Source organism: Wenxinia saemankumensis (assembly GCF_900141735.1).
Lineage (GTDB): Bacteria > Pseudomonadota > Alphaproteobacteria > Rhodobacterales > Rhodobacteraceae > Wenxinia > Wenxinia saemankumensis.
In genome coordinates this window covers 39,792-60,404 of record NZ_FQYO01000008.1, presented here as the reverse complement: position 1 = coordinate 60,404, position 20,613 = coordinate 39,792, and the positions used below count along the sequence as shown (strand labels likewise).

The following is a 20,613-nucleotide window of genomic DNA, read 5'->3' as shown; positions in this document are numbered from 1 at the left end:
CACCCCTTTACAGGAGAGGACCACACATGCACAGCACACGCGTTCTGGTGACCGGCGGAGCGGGCTTTCTCGGCTCGTTCCTCTGCGAACGGCTGCTCGACGACGGGTACGAGGTACTCTGCGTCGACAACTTCTTCACGGGGGCCCGGGACAATGTCCGGCACCTGATGGACAATCCCCGGTTCGAGCTGGTGCGCCACGACGTGACGTTCCCGCTCTATGTCGAGGTGGACGAGATCTACAACCTCGCCTGTCCCGCTTCGCCGATCCACTACCAGTTCGACCCGGTGCAGACCGTGAAGACCAACGTGCACGGGGCGATCAACATGCTGGGGCTCGCGCGGCGGACGCGGGCGCGGATTTTCCAGGCCTCGACCAGCGAGGTCTACGGCGACCCGGCCGTCCATCCCCAGCCCGAAGACTACCGCGGCAGCGTCAATCCGATCGGCCCCCGCGCCTGCTACGACGAGGGCAAGCGCTGCGCCGAGACGCTGTTCTTCGACTACCACCGCCAGTACGGCGTCGACATCCGCGTCGCGCGAATCTTCAACACCTATGGCCCGCGGATGCATCCGAACGACGGCCGCGTGGTGTCGAACTTCATCGTCCAGGCCCTGAAGGGAGAGCCGGTGACGCTGTACGGCGACGGGTCGCAGACCCGGTCGTTCTGTTTCGTCGACGACCTGATCGAGGGGTTCGTCCGGTTGATGCGATCGGACGAGGTCGGGCCGGTGAACCTCGGCAATCCGGCGGAGTTCACGGTGCGGCAACTGGCCGAGATGGTGATCGACCTGACCGGCTCGCCCTCCCGGATCGTCTACCGCCCCCTGCCGCAGGACGACCCCCTGCAGCGCAAGCCCGACATCGCGCGGGCGAGATCGGTGCTGGGCTGGCAGCCGGCGATCCCCCTGCGGGACGGGCTGGCGCGCACGATCGCCTATTTCGACGAGCGCCTGACCGGCGCGCATGCGCGCGGGATCATGGAGCGGACGGCGGCCGAATGACCGTCCGCGCCGCATTCCCTCCTGCAGGCGGCGGGGACGCCTCCGAAAGGGCGCTCGACGCGCAGATCGGGGACTGGCGGCACGAGGGGCGGAGTCTCGTCGCGACCCATGCCGAGGAGTTCCGGGCCCTGCTGGGGCCGCTGGACGACCTGATCCGGCGACGGCGGTTCGCCGAGGCCGCGACGGCCGCCCAGCTCGCGGCGAACTACGCGGTGCTCTGTCATCCCGGGCTCTTCGCGAGTCCGGACCTCGAGGAACGCCTGCGCCGGATCGGCGCCGCCGCCCTGCCTCGGGTATCGCGAGCCGGGGCCGGAGCCGGAGCCGGGGCCGGACCAAGCCGCGAGCGCGTCCTGCACGTGGCGACCGAGGTGGGACAGATCGGCGGGCATGTCCGGAACATGTGGCGATGGATCGGCGAGGATGACGGCCGTGTCCATTCCATCGCGTTGACGCGCCAGCACGGGCCGGTACCGGCGCCGCTGGAGGCGGCGGTGCGTCGCTCGGGCGGGCGGCTGCACCGGCTGAACCGGCGGGTCGGCGGCCTGCTGTCCTGGGCCGGCGGGCTGCGCCGGTTGATGGCGTCGGCCGAACGCGTGGTGCTGCATACCTACAACAACGACGTGATCCCGTTCCTCGCCCTCGGCGGAATGGACCCATCTCCGCCGGTGATGCTGGTCAACCACGCCGATCACCTCTTCTGGCTGGGCGCGACCTTCGCGGATGCGGTGGTGAACACCCGCCGGTCGGGCCGGCGGCTCTCGGCGGAGCGGCGCGGCATCGCGGCAGGGCGCAACCTGCTGATCCCGCTCTGTCTGGAGCGGGAGGAGCGCCGCCAGACGCGCGAGGCGGCGCGACGCGACATCGGCCTGCCCGAGGACGCCATCGTGATCCTGACGATCGCGCGGTCGATCAAATTCAGGTCCCTCGCCGGCATTGCCTTTCCGGATCCCCTCCTGCCGCTCCTGAGGGACGATCCGCGCCTGCATCTGGTCGCGGTCGGCGCGGACGGACAGACCGACTGGGGGGCGGCCCACGACGCGGCGCCCGGCCGGGTGCACCAGCTGGCGGAGACGCCCCTGATCGCGCCCTATCTCGACGCCGCGGACATCTACCTCGACACCTTCCCCTTCGTCTCGATCACGTCCCTGTTCGAGGCCGGTCTGCGGGGCCTTCCTCTGGTGACCCGGGCCGGCATCGGGCGCGCCTCGCCCATCATGGGGGCGGACTCGCCGGGGCTCGACGGCATGCTGCTCCGCGTGGAGGACGTGGACGAGCTGAGGGCCACGATCCGCAGCCTTGCCGCGGACGCGCATCGGCGCCGCGACCTCGGCGGGCGCACGCTGGCCCGGATCCTCTCCACGAATCTCGGTCCGGCCTGGCGGGCAGAGCTGGACCGGCTCTACGGGACGGTCGACCGGCTGCCCCCGCTGCGGTCCGGCGCGCCCGGCGCGGACGAGGCGCCGCGCTTCGACGACATCGACGTCCTGACGCCCTTCGTCTACGGCGATCCGGCGCGACGCGCCACGCCGGACGCCCGGCTGACCACGGCCATGGCGTTCGCGCTCAAGGTGGCCCCGCTGCCGGTGAAGCTGCGGTATCTGGCCTGGATCGTAGCTGGCCGACGTCTGTCCTACATGCCGATGGCGACATGGCGGCAGTTCGTTCCCGAATGGCTTGCGTGCTGGGTCCGGATGATGGTCCCGCGAGCGGCGCCGTGAAGCCCGGGCGCGGAGGCGACGCATCGCCCGCGGGACCGGCGGGTCCCGGGACGGAGATGCATGTCCTGTTCTGCGCCGACAGCGGATATTTCCCGCACCTCGCCACGGCGGCGGTGTCCGTTCTCGAGAACTGCTCCTGGCCGGGGGTCCATGTCCACGTCCTCACCTGCGATGCCGACGACGCCGCGGAGGCAGGGCTGCGCGAGTCGCTGCAGCGCTATCCGGCGGCCCGGCTGACGCTGACCCGGGTGGACGACGCAAGGCTGGAGACGCTGTTCGTCGACAAGTATCTGACGAAGGCGGCCTACCTGCGCTTCCTCGCCCCCGATCTTCTGCCCCTCCGGGTGGCCAGGGTCATCTATCTCGACTGCGACCTCGTCGTGCCGGGCGACCTGGCGGAGCTGTGGCGAACGGATCTCGCCGGCACGCCGCTGGCGGCCGCGCCGGACCTCGACTGGTGGCATGGGGGCCTGGAGCCGCGGCTGATCGACCTGGGGCTGCGGTCCGGTCATCGCTACGTCAATTCGGGCGTGCTGGTCATCGATCTCGACCAGTGGCGGCGCGAGGGGATCTCTGACCGGCTGTTCCGCTTCGCGGCCACGAGCGGTGCCGCCCTCGTCTACCACGACCAGGATGCGCTGAACGTGGTTCTGCAGGGACGGGTGGCGCTGCTCGAGCGGCGGTGGAACATTCAGACCCTGTGGTATTCGCACTTCGTCCGCCGGACCTTTCCGGCGGAATACGCAGCGACGCGCGCGGCGCGGGCGCGCCCCGCGATCGTGCACTTCTCGACGGATCAGAAACCCTGGAAGTTCCGGGCCTGGACGCGCAAGCGCGCGCTCTACTTCCGGTACCGTTCCCTGACGGCGTGGCGGGCGGAGCGGCCGGCCGGACTGACGGCGGCGCAGCGCCTCGAATACGACCTGTCCCGCGCCCTCCTGCGGGTCGGGATCGACGTGAACGCCGCCTTCGGCGCGGCGCGCCGCCTCCGCCGCATCGGAGCATCCGCGATAGCGCGCCGGGCCCCGTCCCCGCCGCCCGCTCCGGCAGAACCGGACCGGACATGAGCGTCCTCCGGCGCGGCATACTCGCCTCGGCCGCCGATCGCTACGCCAGCCAGGCTCTGTCCATCGCCACGCTGGCGGTGATGTCGCGCCTGCTGACGCCGGCCGAGATCGGTCTCTTCGTGGTGGCGAACGCCGTCATCCTGCTGGCCGACAATTTCCGCGCCTTCGGGACCGGAACCTACATCGTGCAGGCCCCGGAGCTGACGCCCGAGATCCTGCGGAGCGCCTTCACCGTCACGTTCGTCTTCTCGGCCGGGATCTTCTGTGCCCTCGTCGCGATGTCGGGCCCGATCGCCGTCTTCTACGGCGAGGCGGAGATGGGCGGGCTGCTGCGGCTGGCCGCGACGGGTTTCCTCCTGATCCCCTTCGTCACGCCGCAGGTCGCCCTCCTTCAGCGCGAGATGCGGTTCCGCCGGCTGGCGGTCCTGAATGTCGGCGCCGCCGCCTGCAACTTCGCGGTCACGATCGCCCTCGGCGCCCAGGGGTACGGGCCGGCGAGCTACGTCTGGGGGTCCCTGGCCTCCAGCGCCATGCTGACGATCCTCGTCCTGGCGATGCGGCCGCAGCCCGGGCTCTTCCGACCGTGCTTCCGGCAGGCGCGGCCGATCCTGTCCTTCGGCACGGTCACGACCGGCGTGACCCTCGTGAATCTGGTCTACGAGCTGCTGCCCCGGCTGGCCTTCGCCCGCCTCCTCTCGTTCGAGGCGGTCGGGCTCTACGCCCGGGCCGTCACCCTCTGCCAGCTGCCCGAGCGGACCGTGACCTCGGCCCTCCAGCCCGTCGTGCTGCCCGCGCTCGCCGCCCGTGCCCGGGCCGGCGGCGACCTGAAGGAAGGCTACCTGCGGGGCCACGCCCTGATGTCGGGGGTCCAGTGGCCGATGCTCGCGATGCTCGCCCTTCTCGCCGAGCCGGCCGTCCGCATCCTTCTGGGGCCGCAATGGGTCGAGGCGGCGCCGCTGGTGCGCCTGATGGCACTGGGGCTGATGACGCTCGCGCCGGCCTTCATGACCTTTCCCGTCCTCATCGCCGCGGGCCGGGTGCGGGACGGACTCTGGGCCAGCCTGATCAGCCTGCCCCCGTCGATGCTGTTGATGATCGGGGCGGGAACCATCGGCCTGGAGGCGGTCGCGGCGAGCACTCTCGTCGTGGCGCCGCTGCAGATGGGCGTGGCCCTCGTCTTCGTCCGCCGCGCGATCGGCCTGACCTGGCGGGACATGGCGAGGGCCTCGCGCGACAGCCTAGCGCTTGCCCTCGGGACCGCGCTCATCCCGGGCCTGATCCTCGCGGCATCGCCGGAGGGATCCTCGCTCGGCTGGGTCCGGACGGCCGCGGCGGTGGCCGGCGGCGCTGCCGGGTGGGCCGTGATGCTGGCGATCCTGCGCCACCCGATCGGGACGGAGGGGGCCGCAATCCTGCGGATGATGCTTCCGGCGCGCGGCGTCCGCCGCGCCTGAGCTCGGGCTGCGGCCGGCGATTGCCGGAACTTCACGTCAGGATCACCAGAGCAGCGCGCCACGCGCCGGTGCCCGCGTCTGCCCTCGCCCTGCCGCTCGACGAGATCACGGGGCGGCGCCGGATCGCAGGCCCGCGGGACTGGCCCGCTGCGACAGGGGTCACATCCGCCGCGCCCTCGCCGGGGGCCCCGGGGGAAAGGGTCGGCCCCGGGCGCTGCGCCATTCGGACGGGGAGACTGGCCGAAAGGGGTAGGCGCCGGCCCCCTGCCCCATCGGCGTACCGCCGATTGCGACCGACGGACGAACGGAGGCGGGACCCCGGCAGCTGTATTGGTGACATCCGCGCGGGCCGAAGACCGCTTACGCAGGAGAGACGAGACCAAGACATCGCCGGTGCCCGCGCCGCAGGAGGTTTGCCGATGCCGATCAAGGACTGCACCCTGGGGAGCGGGGTGATCTTCTTCTACCCGGACCTCGTCAACGCCTATGGCTGCACCATCGGCGACGGCACCCGGATCGGGCCGTTCGTCGAGATCCAGCGCGGCGCCCGGATCGGCGCGCGGTGCAAGATCTCCTCCCACGCCTTCATCTGCGACGCTGTGGAGATCGGGGCGGGCGTCTTCGTGGGCCACGGGGTGATGTTCACCAACGGCCTGATGCCCCGCGCGACGCGCGCGGACGGAGCGCTGCAGACCGAGGACGACTGGGACTGCACGCCCACGATCGTGGCGGACGGCGCGTCGCTCGGGTCCAACGCGACGATCGTCTGCGGCGTCACGATCGGCCGCGAGGCGATGGTGGGGGCCGGGGCGGTGGTGACGCGCGACGTTCCGGACTACGCCATCGTCGCCGGCAACCCCGCCCGGGTGATCGGCGACGTGCGGCGGCGGACCGAGGGGGCCCGTCCCGACGACCTGCGCCGGCGGACGGCCCCCGGCGCGCGGGGGGCGGCATGATCGGCATCGGCATCATCGGCTACGGTTACTGGGGACCGAACCTCGCCCGCGCGGTATCCGAGACGGAGGGTCTGGCGCTGCGCATGGTCGCGGACCTGTCGCCCGCGGCCCGCGCGCGGGTGGAGCAACGGCATCCGGCGACGCGCACCACCGGCGACTGGCGCAGCCTCGTCACCGATCCGCGGGTCGACGCGGTGATCGTGGCGACGCCGGTCTCCACCCATTTCGAGTTCGCCCGCGCCGCGCTCGAAGCGGGCAAGCACGTGCTGGTCGAGAAGCCGATGACGGACTCGCCCGCCTCTTCGGCCATCCTGATCGACGAGGCGGCGCGGCGGTCGTTGACGCTGATGGTCGACCACACCTTCGTCTATACCCCGGCCGTCCGGACCATCGCGGATCTGGTCGGCTCGGGCGAATTGGGGGACGTCTACTACTACGACGCGACCCGCGTGAACCTCGGCCTGTTCCAGCGCGACGTCAGCGTGCTGTGGGATCTCGCGGTCCACGACTTCGCCATCATGGATCACATCCTGCCGTCTCGCCCGGTGGCGATCTCGGCCAGCGGGGCGAGCTTCGTCCCGAACAGCCCGGTCAACATGGCCCACCTGTCGGTGTTCTTCGACGACGGCGCGATGGCGCATCTCAACGTGAACTGGCTCGCGCCGGTGAAGCTGCGCCAGACGCTGATCGGGGGCAGCCGGCGGATGATCATCTACGACGACCTGCAGCCGAGCGAGAAGGTGAAGATCTACGACCGCGGCGTATCGCTGAGGGCCGGCCAGATCGCCAGCCACGAGCACCGGGTCTCGTACCGGATCGGCGACATGTCGGCCCCCGCGCTGCCCACGCGCGAGGCGCTGCTGACGGAGCTGGAGGAATTCGCCCGCTGCATCGAGAGCGGCGCCCGCCCGGTCACCGACGGCGCCTGCGGATTGCGGGTGGTGGACATGCTGGCGACGGCGACGCGATCGATGACGCTGCGCGGCCAGCCGGTGGAACTCGGACCGGAGAGGCTTGCATCATGATCCCCTTTCTCGACCTGCGTGCCCAGTACCGGGAAATCGGCCCCGAGATCGAGGCCGCGGCCCTGGCGACGCTGCGCAGCGGGTCCTACGTTCTCGGCGAGACCGTCGAACGGTTCGAGGCGCGGTTCGCCGATTACTGCGGCACGAGGCATGCGGTCGCGGTGAATACCGGGACCTCGGCGCTGCATCTGGCGCTGCTGGCCGCCGGCATCGGGCCGGGTGACGAGGTGATCACCGTGCCGGCGACCTTCGTCGCGACGGTCGCGGCGATCGTCTATACCGGGGCGCGGCCGGTCTTCGTCGACATCGATCCCGCCACCTGGACGATGGACCCCGCCGCGGTGGCTGCCGCCGTGACGCCGCGGACGCGGGCCATCCTGCCGGTCCACCTGCACGGCCGGCTCGCCGACATGGAGCGGCTCGCCGCGCTGGCGAACCGCCACGGCCTCGCCCTGATCGAGGACGCCGCGCAGGCCCACGGCGCCGAACGGGCGGGGCGCCGTGCCGGCGCCTGGGGCGACATGGGATGCTTCAGCTTCTACCCGGGTAAGAACCTCGGCGCCTGCGGCGAGGGCGGGGCGGTGACCACCGACGATCCCGCCCTGGCTGAAACGATCCGCTCGCTGCGCGACTGGGGCCAGGCCGGCAAGTACCACCACGTCCGGCACGGCTTCAACTTCCGGATGGAGGCCGTGCAGGCCGCGGTCCTGAACGTCAAGCTGCGCTATCTCGAGGACTGGAACGCCGCCCGGCGCCGGATCGCCCGCACCTACCAGGAGGGCCTGACCGGACCGCTGACCCGGCCGGCCGCGATCGGCGGCGACCATGCCTGCCACGTCTACGCGGTCCTCGCGGAAGAGCGCGACAGGCTGCGCGAGGAACTGGGCCGCGCGGGGATCGCCACCAACATGCACTATCCGCGGCCCGTCCACCTGCAACCGGCCTATGCCGGACTCGGCTATGTTAGGGGCCGGTTCCCGGTCTCGGAGGCGTTCTCGGCGACGACCCTTTCGCTGCCCCTCTACCCCGAGATGCCGGCGGCTCATGTCGCGTCCGTCATCGCCTCGGTCAACCACGTCACCCTCGGCGTCGCCGACGCCCCCGCCTGAAGGAGCGGTCATGCACGATCTGAACGGACAACGATGCCTGGTGACGGGCGGTGCGGGCTTCGTCGGCTCGCACATCGTCGACGCGCTGCTCGAGGCGGGCTGCGAGCGGGTCGTGGTCGTCGACAACATGGTGCGCGGGAGCGTCGCCAACCTCGCCGGCGCGCTGCAGAGCGGGCGCGTCGATCTCGTCCACGGGGACATCCGCGACACGGAGCTGATGCGCCGGCTCGTGCCCGGCAGCGACACCGTCTTTCATCAGGCGGCACTGCGGATCACCCATTGCGCCGCCGAGCCGGTCGAGGCGATGCAGGTGATGGTCGACGCGACCTTCGACCTGTTCCGGCTCTGCGTCGAGCACCGCACCGGCAAGATCGTGTTCGCCTCGTCGGCCTCGGTCTACGGCATGGCCGACGCCTTCCCGACCACCGAGGCGGTCGCCCCCTATGCCAACCGCACCCTCTACGGAGCGGCCAAGTCGTTCGGCGAGGGGCTGCTGCGATCGTTCAACGACATGCACGGCCTCGACTACGTCGCGCTGCGCTACTTCAATGTCTACGGGCCACGGATGGACGTCCACGGACGCTACACCGAGGTGATGGTCCGCTGGATGGAGCGGCTGGAGGCGGGGGAGCCGCCGATCGTCTTCGGCGACGGGCTGCAGACCATGGACATGATCCACGTCACCGACGTCGCCCGCGCCAACGTGCTGGCCGCCGTCTCGGAGGCGAGCGACGTGGTGCTGAACGTCGCCAGCGAAACCGAGACCTCCTTGCTGGATCTCGCCGCGACGCTGGCCCGGGCGATGGGCCGGGACGGGCTGTCGCCGGTGCATCACCCCGCGCGGGCCGTGAACCCCGTGCCGCGGCGGCTGGGATCGGCCGAGCTGGCGCGCGATCTCCTCGGATACGAGGCGCGCGTTCCTCTGGACGAGGGCATCCGCGACCTCGTGGGGTGGTGGCGCGGCCAGCGGGCCGGAGCCGACCTGAAGGAGAGCGCACTTTGATCCCGATCACCCTTCCCTTCGTGGCGCGGGAAGAAGCCGACGCCGCGCACGCCGTCGTCCTGTCCGGCTGGCTCTCGCAGGGGCCGCAGGTCGCCGCCTTCGAGACGGAGTTCGCGGCCGAGGTCGGCGCCCCCCATGCCTGCGCCGTCTCCAATTGCACGACCGCGCTCCACCTCGCGTTGCTCGCCGTCGGGGTGAAACCGGGAGGCGAGGTGATTACCGTCAGCCATTCCTTCATCGCCGGGCCGAACGTCGTCCGGCAGGTCGGCGCCGAGCCGGTCTTCGTCGACATCGAACCGGGCGGCTACAACATCGACCCGTCGCGCATCGCCGCCGCCCTGACCGACCGGACGCAGGCGATCCTGTGCGTGCACCAGATGGGCATGCCGTGCGACCTGAGCGCGATCATCGATGTCGCCATGGCCGCCGGCGTGCCGGTGGTCGAGGACGCGGCCTGCGCGATCGGCTCGACGATCCTGCTCGACGGCCAATGGTCCCGGATCGGTCGTCCCCAAGGCGCGGTCGTGTGCTTCTCGTTCCATCCCCGCAAGGTGCTGACCACCGGCGAGGGCGGCATGCTGACGACGGCGAACCCCGACTTCGACGCCTTCTTCCGGCTCGCCCGCCAGCACGGCATGTCGGTGCCCGACGCCGTCAGGCACAAGAGCGCGACGGTCGTGTTCGAGGAATATCCGATCTCCGGCTACAATTACCGGATGACCGACATCCAGGCCGCCATCGGCCGGGAACAGCTGAGGCGGCTGCCCGAGATCGTCGCCCGGCGGCGAAGCCTCTCCCTGCGCTACGAAGTGCTCCTGAATTCGATACCCGATCTGGAGGCCCCGACCGAGCCCGGCTGGGCGCGCAGCAACTGGCAGAGCTATCCCGTGCGCCTGCCCCCGTATGTCGACCAGAGGGCCGTGATGCAGACCATGCTCGACGACGGCATCGCGACGCGGCGCGGCATCATGTGCGCGCATCTCGAGCCGTGCTACGCGGCCTCGGCCTTGCGCCATCCGCTCCCCCTGTCGGAAGAGGCCCAGCGGAGATCGATCCTGCTGCCGCTCTATCCGCAGATGACGGCGGAGGATCAGCAATTCGTCGTCAGCCGGCTGCAGGCGGCGATCACCTCCGCGGCGACGCGCGGGACGGATTCGGTCGGCACATGACACGCCCAGCCATCCGCCCTACCCCGGACCCCAGGGACATGATCGAGAGCATGGGGCGCCGCATCGACGCGCTGCGCCTAGATCTGCGCGGCCTGAACGTCGTGACCGAGGCCGCCACCGGGTCCTACGCCTGCACCGCGGTCCTGGCGGCCCTGGCGGGGGCGCGGGTCGACGCGACGGCGCGCGCGACCCGGCATGGCACGTTCGAGGACGCCGCTCGGGCGACGCTGGACCTGGCGCGGGCCGCGGGGGTGGCCGACCGCATCACGATCGGCCGCCGGATCGCGCCGGAGACCCTGGCCGCCTGCGACATTCTGACGAATTCGGGCCATCTGCGCCCGATCACCGCCGCGACGATCTCGCTCCTGCCGGCGCGCGCGGTGATCGCCCTCATGTTCGAGGCCTGGGAGTTCCGGGCCACCGATCTCGATCTCGAAGCATGCCGCGCCCGGGCGATTCCGGTCGCCGCGGTGAACGAGCGGCACCCCGATGTCGGGGTCTTCCCGTTCCTCGGCCCCCTCCTGGCGGCGATGCTGAGGGATGCCGGCCTCGCGCTGTCCGGCGCGCGGGTCGCGCTCGTCTGCGACAATCCGTTCCGGCCGTTCCTCGAGCGCGGCCTGATCGAGGCCGGGGCGCGCCCCCGCACGGTCGATCGCATCGACCGGGTCGCCGGTCCCCCGGATGCCGAGGCGCCCGACGCCGTGGTGGTCGCGCTCGACCCGGCGCGAAGCCCCCCGCTGGACGAGACGGCGCTGCGGCGGCTGGCCGCCCCCGCCCCCGGGGCGCTGCTCGCGCAGTTCTGGGGCGATATCGACAGGGAGGCGGCCCGCCGCGCCTGGCCCGGGCCGGTCTGGCCGCCGGCGGCGCCGGCACCGGGGCACATGGCCGTGCTGCTGAGCGATCTCGGTCACGAGCCGATGGTGCGGCTCCAGGCCGGTGGACTCCGCGCCGCCGAGCTCGTACGCTGCGGCGCCGCCCTGCCCGCGGACGGAATCGCCGAGCTCCTCTGCGCACCTCCCAGATCGCCCGCAATCGCCTGACCGGCGCCCTTGCCGGTGGAATCGAGCTTGCGCGTCAATTCAACTTGAGGTTGTCAATTGGAGCAACCGAAAGAAGAATAGTCCATTTTCATATACGTAGTCTGCCTTATATCGGACGGCGCATCGAAGGAGTATCATTAACAATTGTGTGGAGAGGGTGTGCGTGACGGACCTTCGTGGTCCGGCTACGCAGGAAGCCCAACCGGGCCGGGGTGGTTACGATGGGACGACATGAGGACGTCGACGGACTCGATATTCCCGCCGATGCTGAATTCTGCAATTGGGGAAATCCGCCTACAGGGGACAGGGACTACGTGGCGCTTATCGACCCCCGGCGCCTGGAACGGGAATGTTTCGTCAGAAGCATAGAATTGCTCCATCCCCGTTTCGTGACCCTCGGGTATTCTTCTGTCGCGGAATACGGAAAGGCCAGCGAGGACAATCCTCCGTGGGCCGTCCTATTCCATGTCGGTAGTCGAAGGCTTTCCGACCCGGACGTAAACAGCGAATTCCAGGCGCTGATCCAGCTGCGTGGAAGGTCGCCTGTCGTGGTGCTGGCCCCGTACGACGACGTGCATCAGATGATCGCCGCCATGGATGCCGGCGCCGCGGGCTACATTCCGACCAGTCTCGGCATCGACGGCATTGTCGAGGCGGCCAAGCTCGCCGCTTCGGGCGGGGTGTTCCTGCGCCACGAGAGCCTGGCCCGGCTGCGCAGCTCGATCGCCGCCGAAGCGGCGCCGCAATCGGACGCGGAATGCCTGACAAGCCGTCAGGCCGCCGTGGCCGATGCCCTGCGCCGGGGCAAGGCCAACAAGACGATCGCCTACGAGCTCAACATGTGCGAGAGCACGGTTAAGGTCCACATCCGCAACATCATGCGCAAGGTGAAGGCGACGAACCGGACCGAGGCGGCCTTCAAGCTGAACGCGATCCTTCCGAACGCCGACCTCTAGACGCGGCGCCCATGGTAGCGGCGCAGCGACCGGGCGAGCATCCCCGCGTCCCGGTAGCCGTAGAGCGCGTGCCGGCGCAGATCGACCCGGGCGATCACGACGTCCACCTCCTGCCCGCCCCGCGGCGACAGCCGCTCCGCCGCTGCCTCGACCGCCGCCCGCTGGGTGCGGCCCCACCGCACGACGAGCAGCGTCCGCGAGACGAGCCCGGCCAGCATCAGCGACTCGTTGGCGACGAGGACGGGCGTGGCATCGAAGATGACGACCTGCCCGCGCGCGGCGGCCGAAGCGACGAGCGACCGGGCAAGCTCCCGGTCGAAGAGCCGTCGCCCGGTGATCGTCCCGCGCGGGATGAAGGACACGCCGGATGCCCTGTCGTGACGGATGACCTGATCGAGTTTCGCGGTGCCGGCGAGGTAGTCCGCCAGTCCCAGGGAGGCGGGCGCCGCGAACCGCTCGTGCAGCCGGCCGCCGGACAGGTCCGCGTCCACCAGGAGAACCGCGCGTCCCGAGGCCGCCAGCTCGTCGGCGAGGGAACCGGCGAGCGTCGACTTGCCTTCGCGCGGCAATGCCGACGTGACCATCAGGCTTTGCGGCACGGTCTGGTTGACCCGCTGTTCCAGCGCGAGGAGGACCGCCTCGATCCTGTCGCGGTAGAGCCGGGCCAGGCGGTTCCTGCGACGGCGCCGGAGGATGCCGCGCGGCAGCTCCGGAACCAGCCCCGCGGGGAGTGCGCCCGGGATGCGGGAGAGCTGCTGCTGGCTGCGGATCGTCGTGTCGACCATCTCGACCCCGAACGCCACCGTCAGCGCCAGCAGCGCCGCCGCGATTGCGGCGACCGCCATGTAGTAGCTCCGGCCGCGTCCCTCGGCGTTCATCGGAACCGAGGCCGGCGACAGCACCTCGATCTCGGCCGGGGGCAGCTCGGCCTCGGCACGGACCGCGCGCAGCTGTTCGCCCAGACGGTCGAGCGCGCCCTTCTCGCCATCGACGGCTTCCTGCAGTTGCACGAGCCCCATGTCGATCTGCCGGGCGCGGGCCATCGCGTCGCGGGCGGCCTCGAAATCGCCCAGGATGACGGCCTCCTGCCGGTCGAGCGCCGCAAGGTCCGATTCCATGCGCAGACGCTGCCGCTCGGTCTCGGCCTCCGCCGAGGATTCGAGCGTGGCGATCCGTGCCTCCGCGGCGACGATCTCGGCATGGGCCGCGCCGTAGCGCTGCTGCAGGCGCGCCAGACCGGCCCGCTCCGCGGCTAGGTCGCGGCCGAGCTGCGGATCGACATCGGCGGCGATCATGCGCGCCGTCAGTCCGCTGGCCTGCGCCAGCTCGGCGAGGCGCGTCGTCAGCTCCGTCAGACGGCGCTCGATCTCGGCGCGCCGCGCGGCGAGGTCGGCGCGGAGGGCGGCTGCGTCCTCGGCATCGACCAGCAGGTCGCCGGTCTCGATGCGCGCCTGGTCGAGCTCCGCCTCGGCCGCCTCGAGCCGGTCCTCCTGATCGTCGATCCGGCCCTGCAGCCAGGCTTCGGCCTGCATCATCCGGGCCGCCATCTGACGCTCGCGCTCGTCGAGGTAGACGCGGATCAGCGTGTTGGGCACGTCGGCTGCGAGCTCGGGGTCGCGGGAAACGAAACCGATGCTCACGACATCCGATCCCGGGGCGCGGGCGATCCTCAGATGACCGAGGTAGGATTGCAGAACCAGATCGATCGGATCGCCCTGCGGCGGTGCGACCGTCCCCGCCGACAACAGACCGCGCAACGAGTCCCGCACCCTTTCGACGAGGGAAGGCTCGGTCAGGGCCGGGTTGAATTCCGGCCGCGATGCGAGATCCAGCTCCGAGACCACGCCGAGGGAGATCGTCCGCGACAGCAGACGCTCTCCCTCGGTCGTCAGGTTGAGGACCTCGTCCGCCGTGAGCGCCGACGACGCGAAGGCGGCCGGCAGCGGCTCGTGGATCAGGATCCGCGCGACGGCGGCATAGTCCTTCTTCATGCCGAGGATGGGCGGCACCGCCGCCAGCATCACCGCGGAGGCGACGACGAAGATCAGCCAGAAGCGACGGCGCACGACCCGGAACAGCGCCTGCAGGTCGAGCCAGTCGTCGTCTCCGCCGCCGGCCGGCGGCGGCGGAGCGATGGCGAGGGGACGGGGGATGCGGTCGACCTGTGTCATTCTGGAGTTCCGGGGCGAGGAGCGGGTTGGCTGGCTGCGGCATGGATCCCGGCGAGCCGGGACATGTATCGCGTCATCTCGAAGCGGGCGAGGAACAGCGCGCGGGCATTGCGCCCCAGGGCCCGGCGGGCCGCGCCGTCGCGGACCAGATCGGCGAGCGCGGCGCCGAGGGCCGGCGCGTCGCCGACCGGAACGACGCGGCCGGTGACGCCGTCCTCGATCACCTCCCCGTGGGCTCCGACACGGGTCGCGACGACGGCGAGACCGTGCGCCAGCCCCTCGACCAGGGCCATCGACAGGCCCTCGGCATGGGACGGGAGGACGAGGATGTCGCTCGTCCGGCAGAGGGCGGCGGTGTCGTCGGCGTCGAGCCAGCCGGGCATCCGCACCCGTTCGCCCAGGCCCAGCGCACGGGCGCGCCTGCGATAATCCTCGACCGGCCCGTCCCCGGCGAGGACGGCGGTCCAGTCCAGCCCTGCCATGTCCGGCCCGGCCAGCGCCTCGAGCAGCTCGGGCACGCCCTTGCGCTCGCCCAGCCGGCCGAGGAAGAGGAGGCGGGGCCGGCGATCCGGCACGTCCTCCATCCGCCCGGGATCCGGCACAGAATCCGGCCTGGGATCCGGCACAGGATCCGGCACAGGATCCGGCACGGCGTTCGGCAGGACCGCGACCCGTCCGGGTGCGACGCCCAGCGTTGTCACGGCAAGCCGTCGGTCCCCTTCCCCCAGGACGATCACCGCGTCGGCACCGCCGAACATCGCCCTCACCCGTGCCTGATCGCGCGGCGAGCGCGCGGCGAAATCGGCGGCGTAGTCGTAGTCGTGCAGGTGCACGATATGGCGGACACCCAGCGCCCGCGCCAGCGATGCCAGCATCAGCTTGCGCCGGGTGCTGCCGCGGCCGGCGAGGTGAAGGTGGTGGATCCGGCGCGGCGCGAGAATGCGGTCGCGCGCCATCGCCGCCATCGCGAGCCCGAGCCGCGGCGGGCTGGCGAGCGGCGACCAGCGCGGGCCCCGCGTGTCGGTCACGAGGTGACGGACCCCCGCCTCCGCCGCGGCGGCCGTGACGTAGCCGACGCAGCGTCCGATACCGCCGCCATGCTCGGTCCCGCCGGCGGCGTAGTGCCGGACCGGGGGGATGCCGCCCCCAGCCCTCGCGGCGATGCTGCGATACAGCTCCAGCGCCTCCGCCCCCACCCGGGCCGGTTCCGTCTCGCCCTCGGCCCATGCCAGCGCCCGGCCGCCGCAAACGCGCCGCAGGTCCGGGTCGGAAGCGAAGCGCGCGATGGCCCGGGCAAAGGCCGGCGCGTCGCCCGGCGCCACGACCGAACCGAGCCCGGCGGCCCGGACCGTCTGTCCCAACTCGCCCACATCGGTCGCGATCACCGGGATGCCGAAGGTCGCGGCAACGTGCAGCACCCCGCTCTGCGACGCCTCGGCATAGGGCAGCGCCACGACATCGGCGTCGAGGAAGAGCCGTGCCACCTCGGCGTCGGGGATGTAGCGCCGGCGGATGTCGTAGCGACCGGGATCGCCCATCAGGTCGCGGAACTGCCAGGGATCGTCGCCGCGGCCGGCGATCACGACCCGCAGGTCCGGAACGCCGCGCGCCAGCGCCTCGGCCCGCATCAGCAGGTCGAGGCCCTTGTAGGCGTAGATCCGTCCGAAGAAGAGGACGGTGAAACCGGCGGGCCGGCGCCGGAGCCCCGCCCGGCGCGCGAGCTCGGCATAGCGCGGCAAGGCCGGGTGAGGCAGGACGTGCACCCGCCCCTCTCGCTTGCCGAAGCGCGCGGCGGCATGATGGCGCAGGGCCGCGCCGTGCACGACGAGGTCGCACGCCTGCCGGGCCATCAGGCGCGTCGACCAGTCCGGCAGGCGCGCGGTCTCGACATCGCCCGGATGTACGGTGACGTCGTGCACCGTGGTCACGATCGGCGTGCCCCGCAGGACCGGCGCCAGCAGGTTCAGCCACAGCGTGTTGTTGCTGAGCAGGTGGATCACCGTTGGCCGCTCGGCCCGGATCAGTCGGCGCAGCGCCATCAGGAAGCGGAGGTTCGCGGCGCTGCGGTGGCGGGGCCAGTCCAGCAGGCGGAGATCGACACCCTCGCCGAACCAGTCGGCCAGCCCCTCGAACTGGCGCCGCGGAACGCACAGGATCACCGGCACGTGCCGGGCGAGGCCGTTGGCGAAGGCAATGGTGTAGTCCTCGAGATCGGTGCCGAGCAGCAGCGGCCGGATCGCGCCGGGGGGCCTCGCCCCCGGCCCGGTCCACGGGACCGCGACATCCTCGGCGGTCGTGATGCCGGCGCCGTCCATCATCCCTGCGGCGGCACCGCTATCGCCACGTCGAGGATGTCGCCGGGCAGGATCTCGGTGCTCATCGTGGCCTCCAGCGTCACCTCCTGCCCACCGACGCGGCGATGGATCCGCACCGAGGGATCGAGGGGGGACAGCCGGGCATCGTCGGTCAGCCGGATGCCCGCCGCCACGAGCCTTGCGGCCATCGTCTCGAGCTCGGCGGCGAGCCGCGCCCGTTCCAGCGTCGCGTCGCGCAGCGCGGCACGGACACCGATCTGCATCGTGCGATCGGCGCTCTCCAGCTCGTAACCGATCGTCTCGACGTTCTGCCGTGCCCGCGCCGTATAGGCCTGCACGTCGAGCTGGCCGCGCGTCAGCTGGAGCTGCTCTCGTTCGAGTTCGCGGACCCGTGGCTGCGAGGTGAGACCGCTCGTCAGAAGCTGGCGGGCATTCTCGAGATCCTCGCGTTGCAGCGCGGCCGCCTCGTCGAGATTCGCGCTCTGGCGGGCCAGAACGTCGAGCTCGAACTCCACGGCGGCCATCAGGTCGCGCAAATGCTCCTGATCGGCCGACCGGATCGCCAGCCGGTCCGACAGCAGCTCTGCGTCGAGCAAGGCGATGGCGCGGGCCTCGTCGCGTCCGCCCTCCGCTGCATCTGGTGCGGCCATGTCTGAGCGCAACTCGAGTTCGGCCTGCAGGCGGGCGACCCGGCTGTCGACCTCGAATAGCGCAAAGGTGGTGGCCCGCCATTCCGCGTTCATCTCGATGAATTCGGTCGGGGACAGGGCGCCCCCCCCCTCGCCGCGATCCAGCCCCCCGGCGAGCAGGAGGGCGTGACGGACGGTGAGGCCGACCTCGTAGGGCACCGCGCCCTGCTCAGCGACCGCACCGCCGACATAGAACGGACGATAGGCGGCGACTTCCACGATCACGGTCGGCGAGCGGATGATGTCGGCCGCGCGCAGCGCCGCCTCGATCGATCGCCTGGCGTCGTCGATGGTTCCCCCCGCGACGGCGACGCGGCCGATTTCCGGCAGGACGATGCGACCCTCGGCATCCACCCGCGTCTCGCGGGCGAGTTCCGGCGCCTCGAGCACCGAGACCGACAGGACGTCGCCCCGCTCCACGGCGAGCGGCGCGGCATCCTGCGCCCGGCCCGGCCCCGGCATCGCGGCCAGCAGGAGCGAAAGCGCCAGTTGCCCGCTCGGTCCGCGGCGCCGGGGAATGGGGGGGCGGTGCATGGCGGCGCCTCGCTGATCCGTTGCCCGCCGAGGCTAGCCCCGGTGCGCCGCGTCCCCGCCCTCCCGAAACCGGGCAGGTCGGGCAGCCATTCGGCCGCGTCCGTCCGAACGGCGTAAGCCGGCACCGCCATTCGGCGGAGGACCGCACGCCGAAGAGGCGAAGGCCGCGCAGGGGCCCGGACCGGCGAGACTTGCGGCACGAGAATGCGAGGAGCCATCCGTGCCAGACAGGTTTAGCGCCATCCCCGGGTCGCCGCCCCCCCTGCGGAACGGCCGCGGCCGATGACGACGCGGGCGGGGCTGCGATTCGACGGCCTGTCGATCCGCTGGCGCACGTTCGAGGTCGCGGCGGTCCTCGTCGCGCTCGCGATCCAGTCGGGCGCCGTCACCGTCCTCGCCTTCACCGGTCCGGACGGAGAGCTCACATCCGCCGGCCGGGGGATGCTGCAGCTCATCCTGCTGCCCGTCTACCTGCTGACCCTCGTCCTGCTGGTGCGGCGGCCGGGCCATCTGCTCGCGGCCCTGCGCGGCAATCTCCCCTTCGCCCTGCTGCTGGCGCTTCCCTTCCTGTCGGCCCTCTGGTCGATCACGCCGTCGGTGACGGTGCGGCGGGCCGTCGGTTTTCTGCTGTCGGTTCTGCTGGCCTACGTGCTGGCGCTGCGCTTCACGCCGCGGCAGGTCCTGATCCTGCTGGTGATGCTGCTCGGTCCGCTGATGGTCCTGAGCCTGGCCTTCGCGATCGCGTTGCCCGGCTGGGCCTACATGCCGGACGAGCCCATCCTGCGCGGCGTCTTCAACCACAAGAACGTGCTCGGCTGGAACGCCGCGCTGGCCGCGATCTGCTCGGCCACGCTGGCGCTCGACCGCGCTTCGGGCCTCGTGCTGCCGGCCCTGCTGGTCCTGGCCGCGAGCGTGGCGTGCCTGCTGCTCTCGGCCTCGGCGACAGGCCTCGTCACCGCGGGCACCGCCATCCCCATCGCGCTATTCTTCGCCGCGCTGGCGCGGCAGCGGGGGGCCGGCCGGGTGGTCCTGATCCTCGCCGGGCTACAGATCGCGGCGCTTGTCCTCGTCGCCGGCGACGCCGCTCTCGGCGTCCTGCTGGACGGGACCGACAAGGATGTCTCGCTGACCGGGCGCGTCCCGCTCTGGGAGCTGGTCGACCAGTCGATCGGGCGCCGCCCGCTGCTGGGCTACGGGTACCAGGCCTTCTGGACCGAAGGAAACGGCGAGGCCTGGGCGATCTGGGCACGGGTCAACTGGATGGCGCCGCATGCCCATAGCGGATACCGCGACACGCTGCTCAGCTTCGGCGCGGTGGGGGCGCTGCTCTGCGCCGCCGTCATCCTGCAGGCAATCAGGGCGGGTGCGATCCTGCACCGCCGCCATCCGGAGGAGCTTTGGTCATGGTTGAACGTTTGGATCTGCGTCTTTCTCGTCATGAACCTCACCGAGAGCACGTTCCTGTCGCAGAACAGCATGCTCTTCATCACCTTCGCCGCGGCGGTCCTGATGGTCACGCTCCGCGCGCGGGACGAGGCGAAGGCGCCTCCGCGCTGAGGGCGCTGGTGCCGGCGCCGATACGAGTCGCGCACCGGGCCCGGCGCGCCTGGCGGACGGGCGAGCCCGAGCTGCGCCTCGTTCCGAAGCTCTGCTCTCCTGACCTGTGGAGCGTCGACATCGGCGCCAATACCGGCGTCTACACATGGCACATGGCCCGGTGGTCGGCCGGCGTGGCGGCGTTCGAGCCGCAGCCGGCGCATGCCGCCGTCCTGCGCCGCGCGTTCGGACGGCGGGTGAGGGTCGAGGAGGTCGCGCTCTCCGACCGCCCCGGGACGGCGCTCCTGCGGGTTCCGGTCGCGCGCCACGAGGACGGGCGGGCGACGATCGAGGCGGGCAACACCCTCGCCGGCGCGGCGGCGACCGACCATGTCGTGCCCTGCCGCTGTCTGGACAGCTACGACCTGCCGCCCACGGGACTCGTCAAGATCGACGTCGAGGGGCACGAGCTGGCGGTCCTGCGCGGGGCGCGGGCGCTGCTCGAGCGCGACCGCCCGCACCTGATCGTCGAGGCCGAGGAGCGCCACCGCCCCGAAGCGCTGGCCAGCCTCTGCGACCTTCTCCGGCCCATCGGCTACCGGCCGCACACCTGCCGCGACGGAGACCTCGTGCCGCTGGAGGCCGACCCGCGGTCCGGGGCGGCCGGGAACAACTTCGTCTTCCTCGCGGGCGCATCGCCCGCCTGATCCCGGGCTCTGGCCGCAGGCTGCGTACTCCTTTCGGGCAGGTCGCCGCCGGTCTGCGCGCCGGGCCCGACCGGGAGGGTACCGGTCCCCCGGCCGAATGGCCGAGTTTCCGCGCCGCCGCCTGCCCTGCACTCTCGATCTCGGGCGCGCCACCGACGCC

The 20,613-nt window shown here is 71.5% G+C and carries 16 protein-coding genes; 13 read left to right on the top strand and 3 right to left on the bottom strand.

Features of this window, described 5'->3' with window-relative positions; translation table 11 throughout:
• Positions 1 to 26 precede the first annotated feature (26 nt).
• The 11 genes from BUE30_RS16845 to BUE30_RS18115 all read left to right on the top strand — a co-directional run bounded on the left by BUE30_RS16845 (position 27) and on the right by BUE30_RS18115 (position 12,501).
• Positions 27 to 1,004, top strand: a complete 978-nt coding sequence (locus BUE30_RS16845) for a UDP-glucuronic acid decarboxylase family protein (RefSeq protein WP_073334229.1) — start codon at positions 27 to 29, stop codon at positions 1,002 to 1,004.
• Positions 1,001 to 2,722: a glycosyltransferase family protein gene (locus BUE30_RS16840; RefSeq protein WP_073334227.1), complete on the top strand. Its 1,722-nt coding sequence runs from the start codon at positions 1,001 to 1,003 to the stop codon at positions 2,720 to 2,722. The genes BUE30_RS16845 and BUE30_RS16840 overlap by 4 nt, the downstream gene beginning before the upstream one ends.
• A gap of 56 nt (positions 2,723 to 2,778) precedes the next feature.
• Positions 2,779 to 3,789 carry a glycosyltransferase family 8 protein gene (locus BUE30_RS16835; protein WP_073334225.1) on the top strand — a complete coding sequence of 337 codons (1,011 nt, stop codon included), beginning with the start codon at positions 2,779 to 2,781 and terminating at the stop codon, positions 3,787 to 3,789.
• On the top strand, positions 3,786 to 5,243 hold the full coding sequence (locus BUE30_RS16830) for a lipopolysaccharide biosynthesis protein (protein ID WP_073334222.1): 1,458 nt from the start codon (positions 3,786 to 3,788) through the stop codon (positions 5,241 to 5,243). Before BUE30_RS16835 ends, BUE30_RS16830 begins: the two co-directional genes overlap by 4 nt.
• 419 nt (positions 5,244 to 5,662) lie before the next feature.
• Positions 5,663 to 6,199, top strand: a complete 537-nt coding sequence (locus BUE30_RS16825; RefSeq protein WP_073334220.1) for an acyltransferase — start codon at positions 5,663 to 5,665, stop codon at positions 6,197 to 6,199.
• Positions 6,196 to 7,224, top strand: a complete 1,029-nt coding sequence (locus BUE30_RS16820; protein ID WP_073334218.1) for a Gfo/Idh/MocA family protein — start codon at positions 6,196 to 6,198, stop codon at positions 7,222 to 7,224. The genes BUE30_RS16825 and BUE30_RS16820 overlap by 4 nt, the downstream gene beginning before the upstream one ends.
• A complete protein-coding gene (locus BUE30_RS16815) occupies positions 7,221 to 8,333 on the top strand; it encodes a DegT/DnrJ/EryC1/StrS family aminotransferase (RefSeq protein ID WP_073334216.1) in 1,113 nt (370 codons plus the stop codon). The genes BUE30_RS16820 and BUE30_RS16815 overlap by 4 nt, the downstream gene beginning before the upstream one ends.
• 10 nt (positions 8,334 to 8,343) lie before the next feature.
• Positions 8,344 to 9,336, top strand: a complete 993-nt coding sequence (locus BUE30_RS16810) for an SDR family NAD(P)-dependent oxidoreductase (RefSeq protein ID WP_073334214.1) — start codon at positions 8,344 to 8,346, stop codon at positions 9,334 to 9,336.
• Positions 9,333 to 10,505: a DegT/DnrJ/EryC1/StrS family aminotransferase gene (locus tag BUE30_RS16805; RefSeq protein WP_073334213.1), complete on the top strand. Its 1,173-nt coding sequence runs from the start codon at positions 9,333 to 9,335 to the stop codon at positions 10,503 to 10,505. Before BUE30_RS16810 ends, BUE30_RS16805 begins: the two co-directional genes overlap by 4 nt.
• A gap of 38 nt (positions 10,506 to 10,543) precedes the next feature.
• Positions 10,544 to 11,545: a hypothetical protein gene (locus BUE30_RS16800; protein WP_212590728.1), complete on the top strand. Its 1,002-nt coding sequence runs from the start codon at positions 10,544 to 10,546 to the stop codon at positions 11,543 to 11,545.
• A 548-nt stretch (positions 11,546 to 12,093) separates the two neighbouring features.
• Positions 12,094 to 12,501: a response regulator transcription factor gene (locus BUE30_RS18115; protein WP_244526401.1), complete on the top strand. Its 408-nt coding sequence runs from the start codon at positions 12,094 to 12,096 to the stop codon at positions 12,499 to 12,501.
• Here the strand turns inward: BUE30_RS18115 and BUE30_RS16790 are convergent.
• From BUE30_RS16790 to BUE30_RS16770, 3 genes are read right to left on the bottom strand one after another with little or no spacing between them, the layout of a single operon-like run.
• On the bottom strand, positions 12,498 to 14,672 hold the full coding sequence (locus tag BUE30_RS16790; protein ID WP_073334206.1) for a GumC family protein: 2,175 nt from the start codon (positions 14,670 to 14,672) through the stop codon (positions 12,498 to 12,500). The genes BUE30_RS18115 and BUE30_RS16790 overlap by 4 nt on opposite strands.
• Positions 14,669 to 16,987: a glycosyltransferase family 4 protein gene (locus BUE30_RS18110; RefSeq protein ID WP_244526400.1), complete on the bottom strand. Its 2,319-nt coding sequence runs from the start codon at positions 16,985 to 16,987 to the stop codon at positions 14,669 to 14,671. The genes BUE30_RS16790 and BUE30_RS18110 overlap by 4 nt, the downstream gene beginning before the upstream one ends.
• Positions 16,987 to 18,210, bottom strand: coding sequence for a polysaccharide biosynthesis/export family protein (locus BUE30_RS16770; protein WP_083601456.1), 1,224 nt, complete (start codon positions 18,208 to 18,210; stop codon positions 16,987 to 16,989). The genes BUE30_RS18110 and BUE30_RS16770 overlap by 1 nt, the downstream gene beginning before the upstream one ends.
• Before the next feature lie 696 nt (positions 18,211 to 18,906).
• Between BUE30_RS16770 and BUE30_RS16765 the strand changes: the two genes are divergently transcribed.
• Positions 18,907 to 19,767: an O-antigen ligase family protein gene (locus BUE30_RS16765; RefSeq protein WP_425303938.1), complete on the top strand. Its 861-nt coding sequence runs from the start codon at positions 18,907 to 18,909 to the stop codon at positions 19,765 to 19,767.
• 8 nt (positions 19,768 to 19,775) lie between these two features.
• Positions 19,776 to 20,453 (top strand): FkbM family methyltransferase, encoded by a 678-nt coding sequence (locus BUE30_RS16760; protein ID WP_170865666.1) that lies wholly within the window; start codon positions 19,776 to 19,778, stop codon positions 20,451 to 20,453.
• Positions 20,454 to 20,613 lie beyond the last annotated feature (160 nt).

Excerpts from the sequence above, each read along its gene's own strand:
- BUE30_RS16845 (WP_073334229.1), top strand. The coding sequence starts at position 27 with ATGCACAGCACACGCGTTCTGGTGACCGGCGGAGCGGGCTTTCTCGGC.
- BUE30_RS16840 (WP_073334227.1), top strand. The coding sequence starts at position 1,001 with ATGACCGTCCGCGCCGCATTCCCTCCTGCAGGCGGCGGGGACGCCTCC.
- BUE30_RS16835 (WP_073334225.1), top strand. The coding sequence starts at position 2,779 with ATGCATGTCCTGTTCTGCGCCGACAGCGGATATTTCCCGCACCTCGCC.
- BUE30_RS16830 (WP_073334222.1), top strand. The coding sequence starts at position 3,786 with ATGAGCGTCCTCCGGCGCGGCATACTCGCCTCGGCCGCCGATCGCTAC.
- BUE30_RS16825 (WP_073334220.1), top strand. The coding sequence starts at position 5,663 with ATGCCGATCAAGGACTGCACCCTGGGGAGCGGGGTGATCTTCTTCTAC.
- BUE30_RS16820 (WP_073334218.1), top strand. The coding sequence starts at position 6,196 with ATGATCGGCATCGGCATCATCGGCTACGGTTACTGGGGACCGAACCTC.
- BUE30_RS16815 (WP_073334216.1), top strand. The coding sequence starts at position 7,221 with ATGATCCCCTTTCTCGACCTGCGTGCCCAGTACCGGGAAATCGGCCCC.
- BUE30_RS16810 (WP_073334214.1), top strand. The coding sequence starts at position 8,344 with ATGCACGATCTGAACGGACAACGATGCCTGGTGACGGGCGGTGCGGGC.
- BUE30_RS16800 (WP_212590728.1), top strand. The coding sequence starts at position 10,544 with ATGATCGAGAGCATGGGGCGCCGCATCGACGCGCTGCGCCTAGATCTG.
- BUE30_RS16790 (WP_073334206.1), bottom strand. The coding sequence starts at position 14,672 with ATGACACAGGTCGACCGCATCCCCCGTCCCCTCGCCATCGCTCCGCCG.
- BUE30_RS18110 (WP_244526400.1), bottom strand. The coding sequence starts at position 16,987 with ATGGACGGCGCCGGCATCACGACCGCCGAGGATGTCGCGGTCCCGTGG.
- BUE30_RS16770 (WP_083601456.1), bottom strand. The coding sequence starts at position 18,210 with ATGCACCGCCCCCCCATTCCCCGGCGCCGCGGACCGAGCGGGCAACTG.
- BUE30_RS16765 (WP_425303938.1), top strand. The coding sequence starts at position 18,907 with ATGCTGCTCGGTCCGCTGATGGTCCTGAGCCTGGCCTTCGCGATCGCG.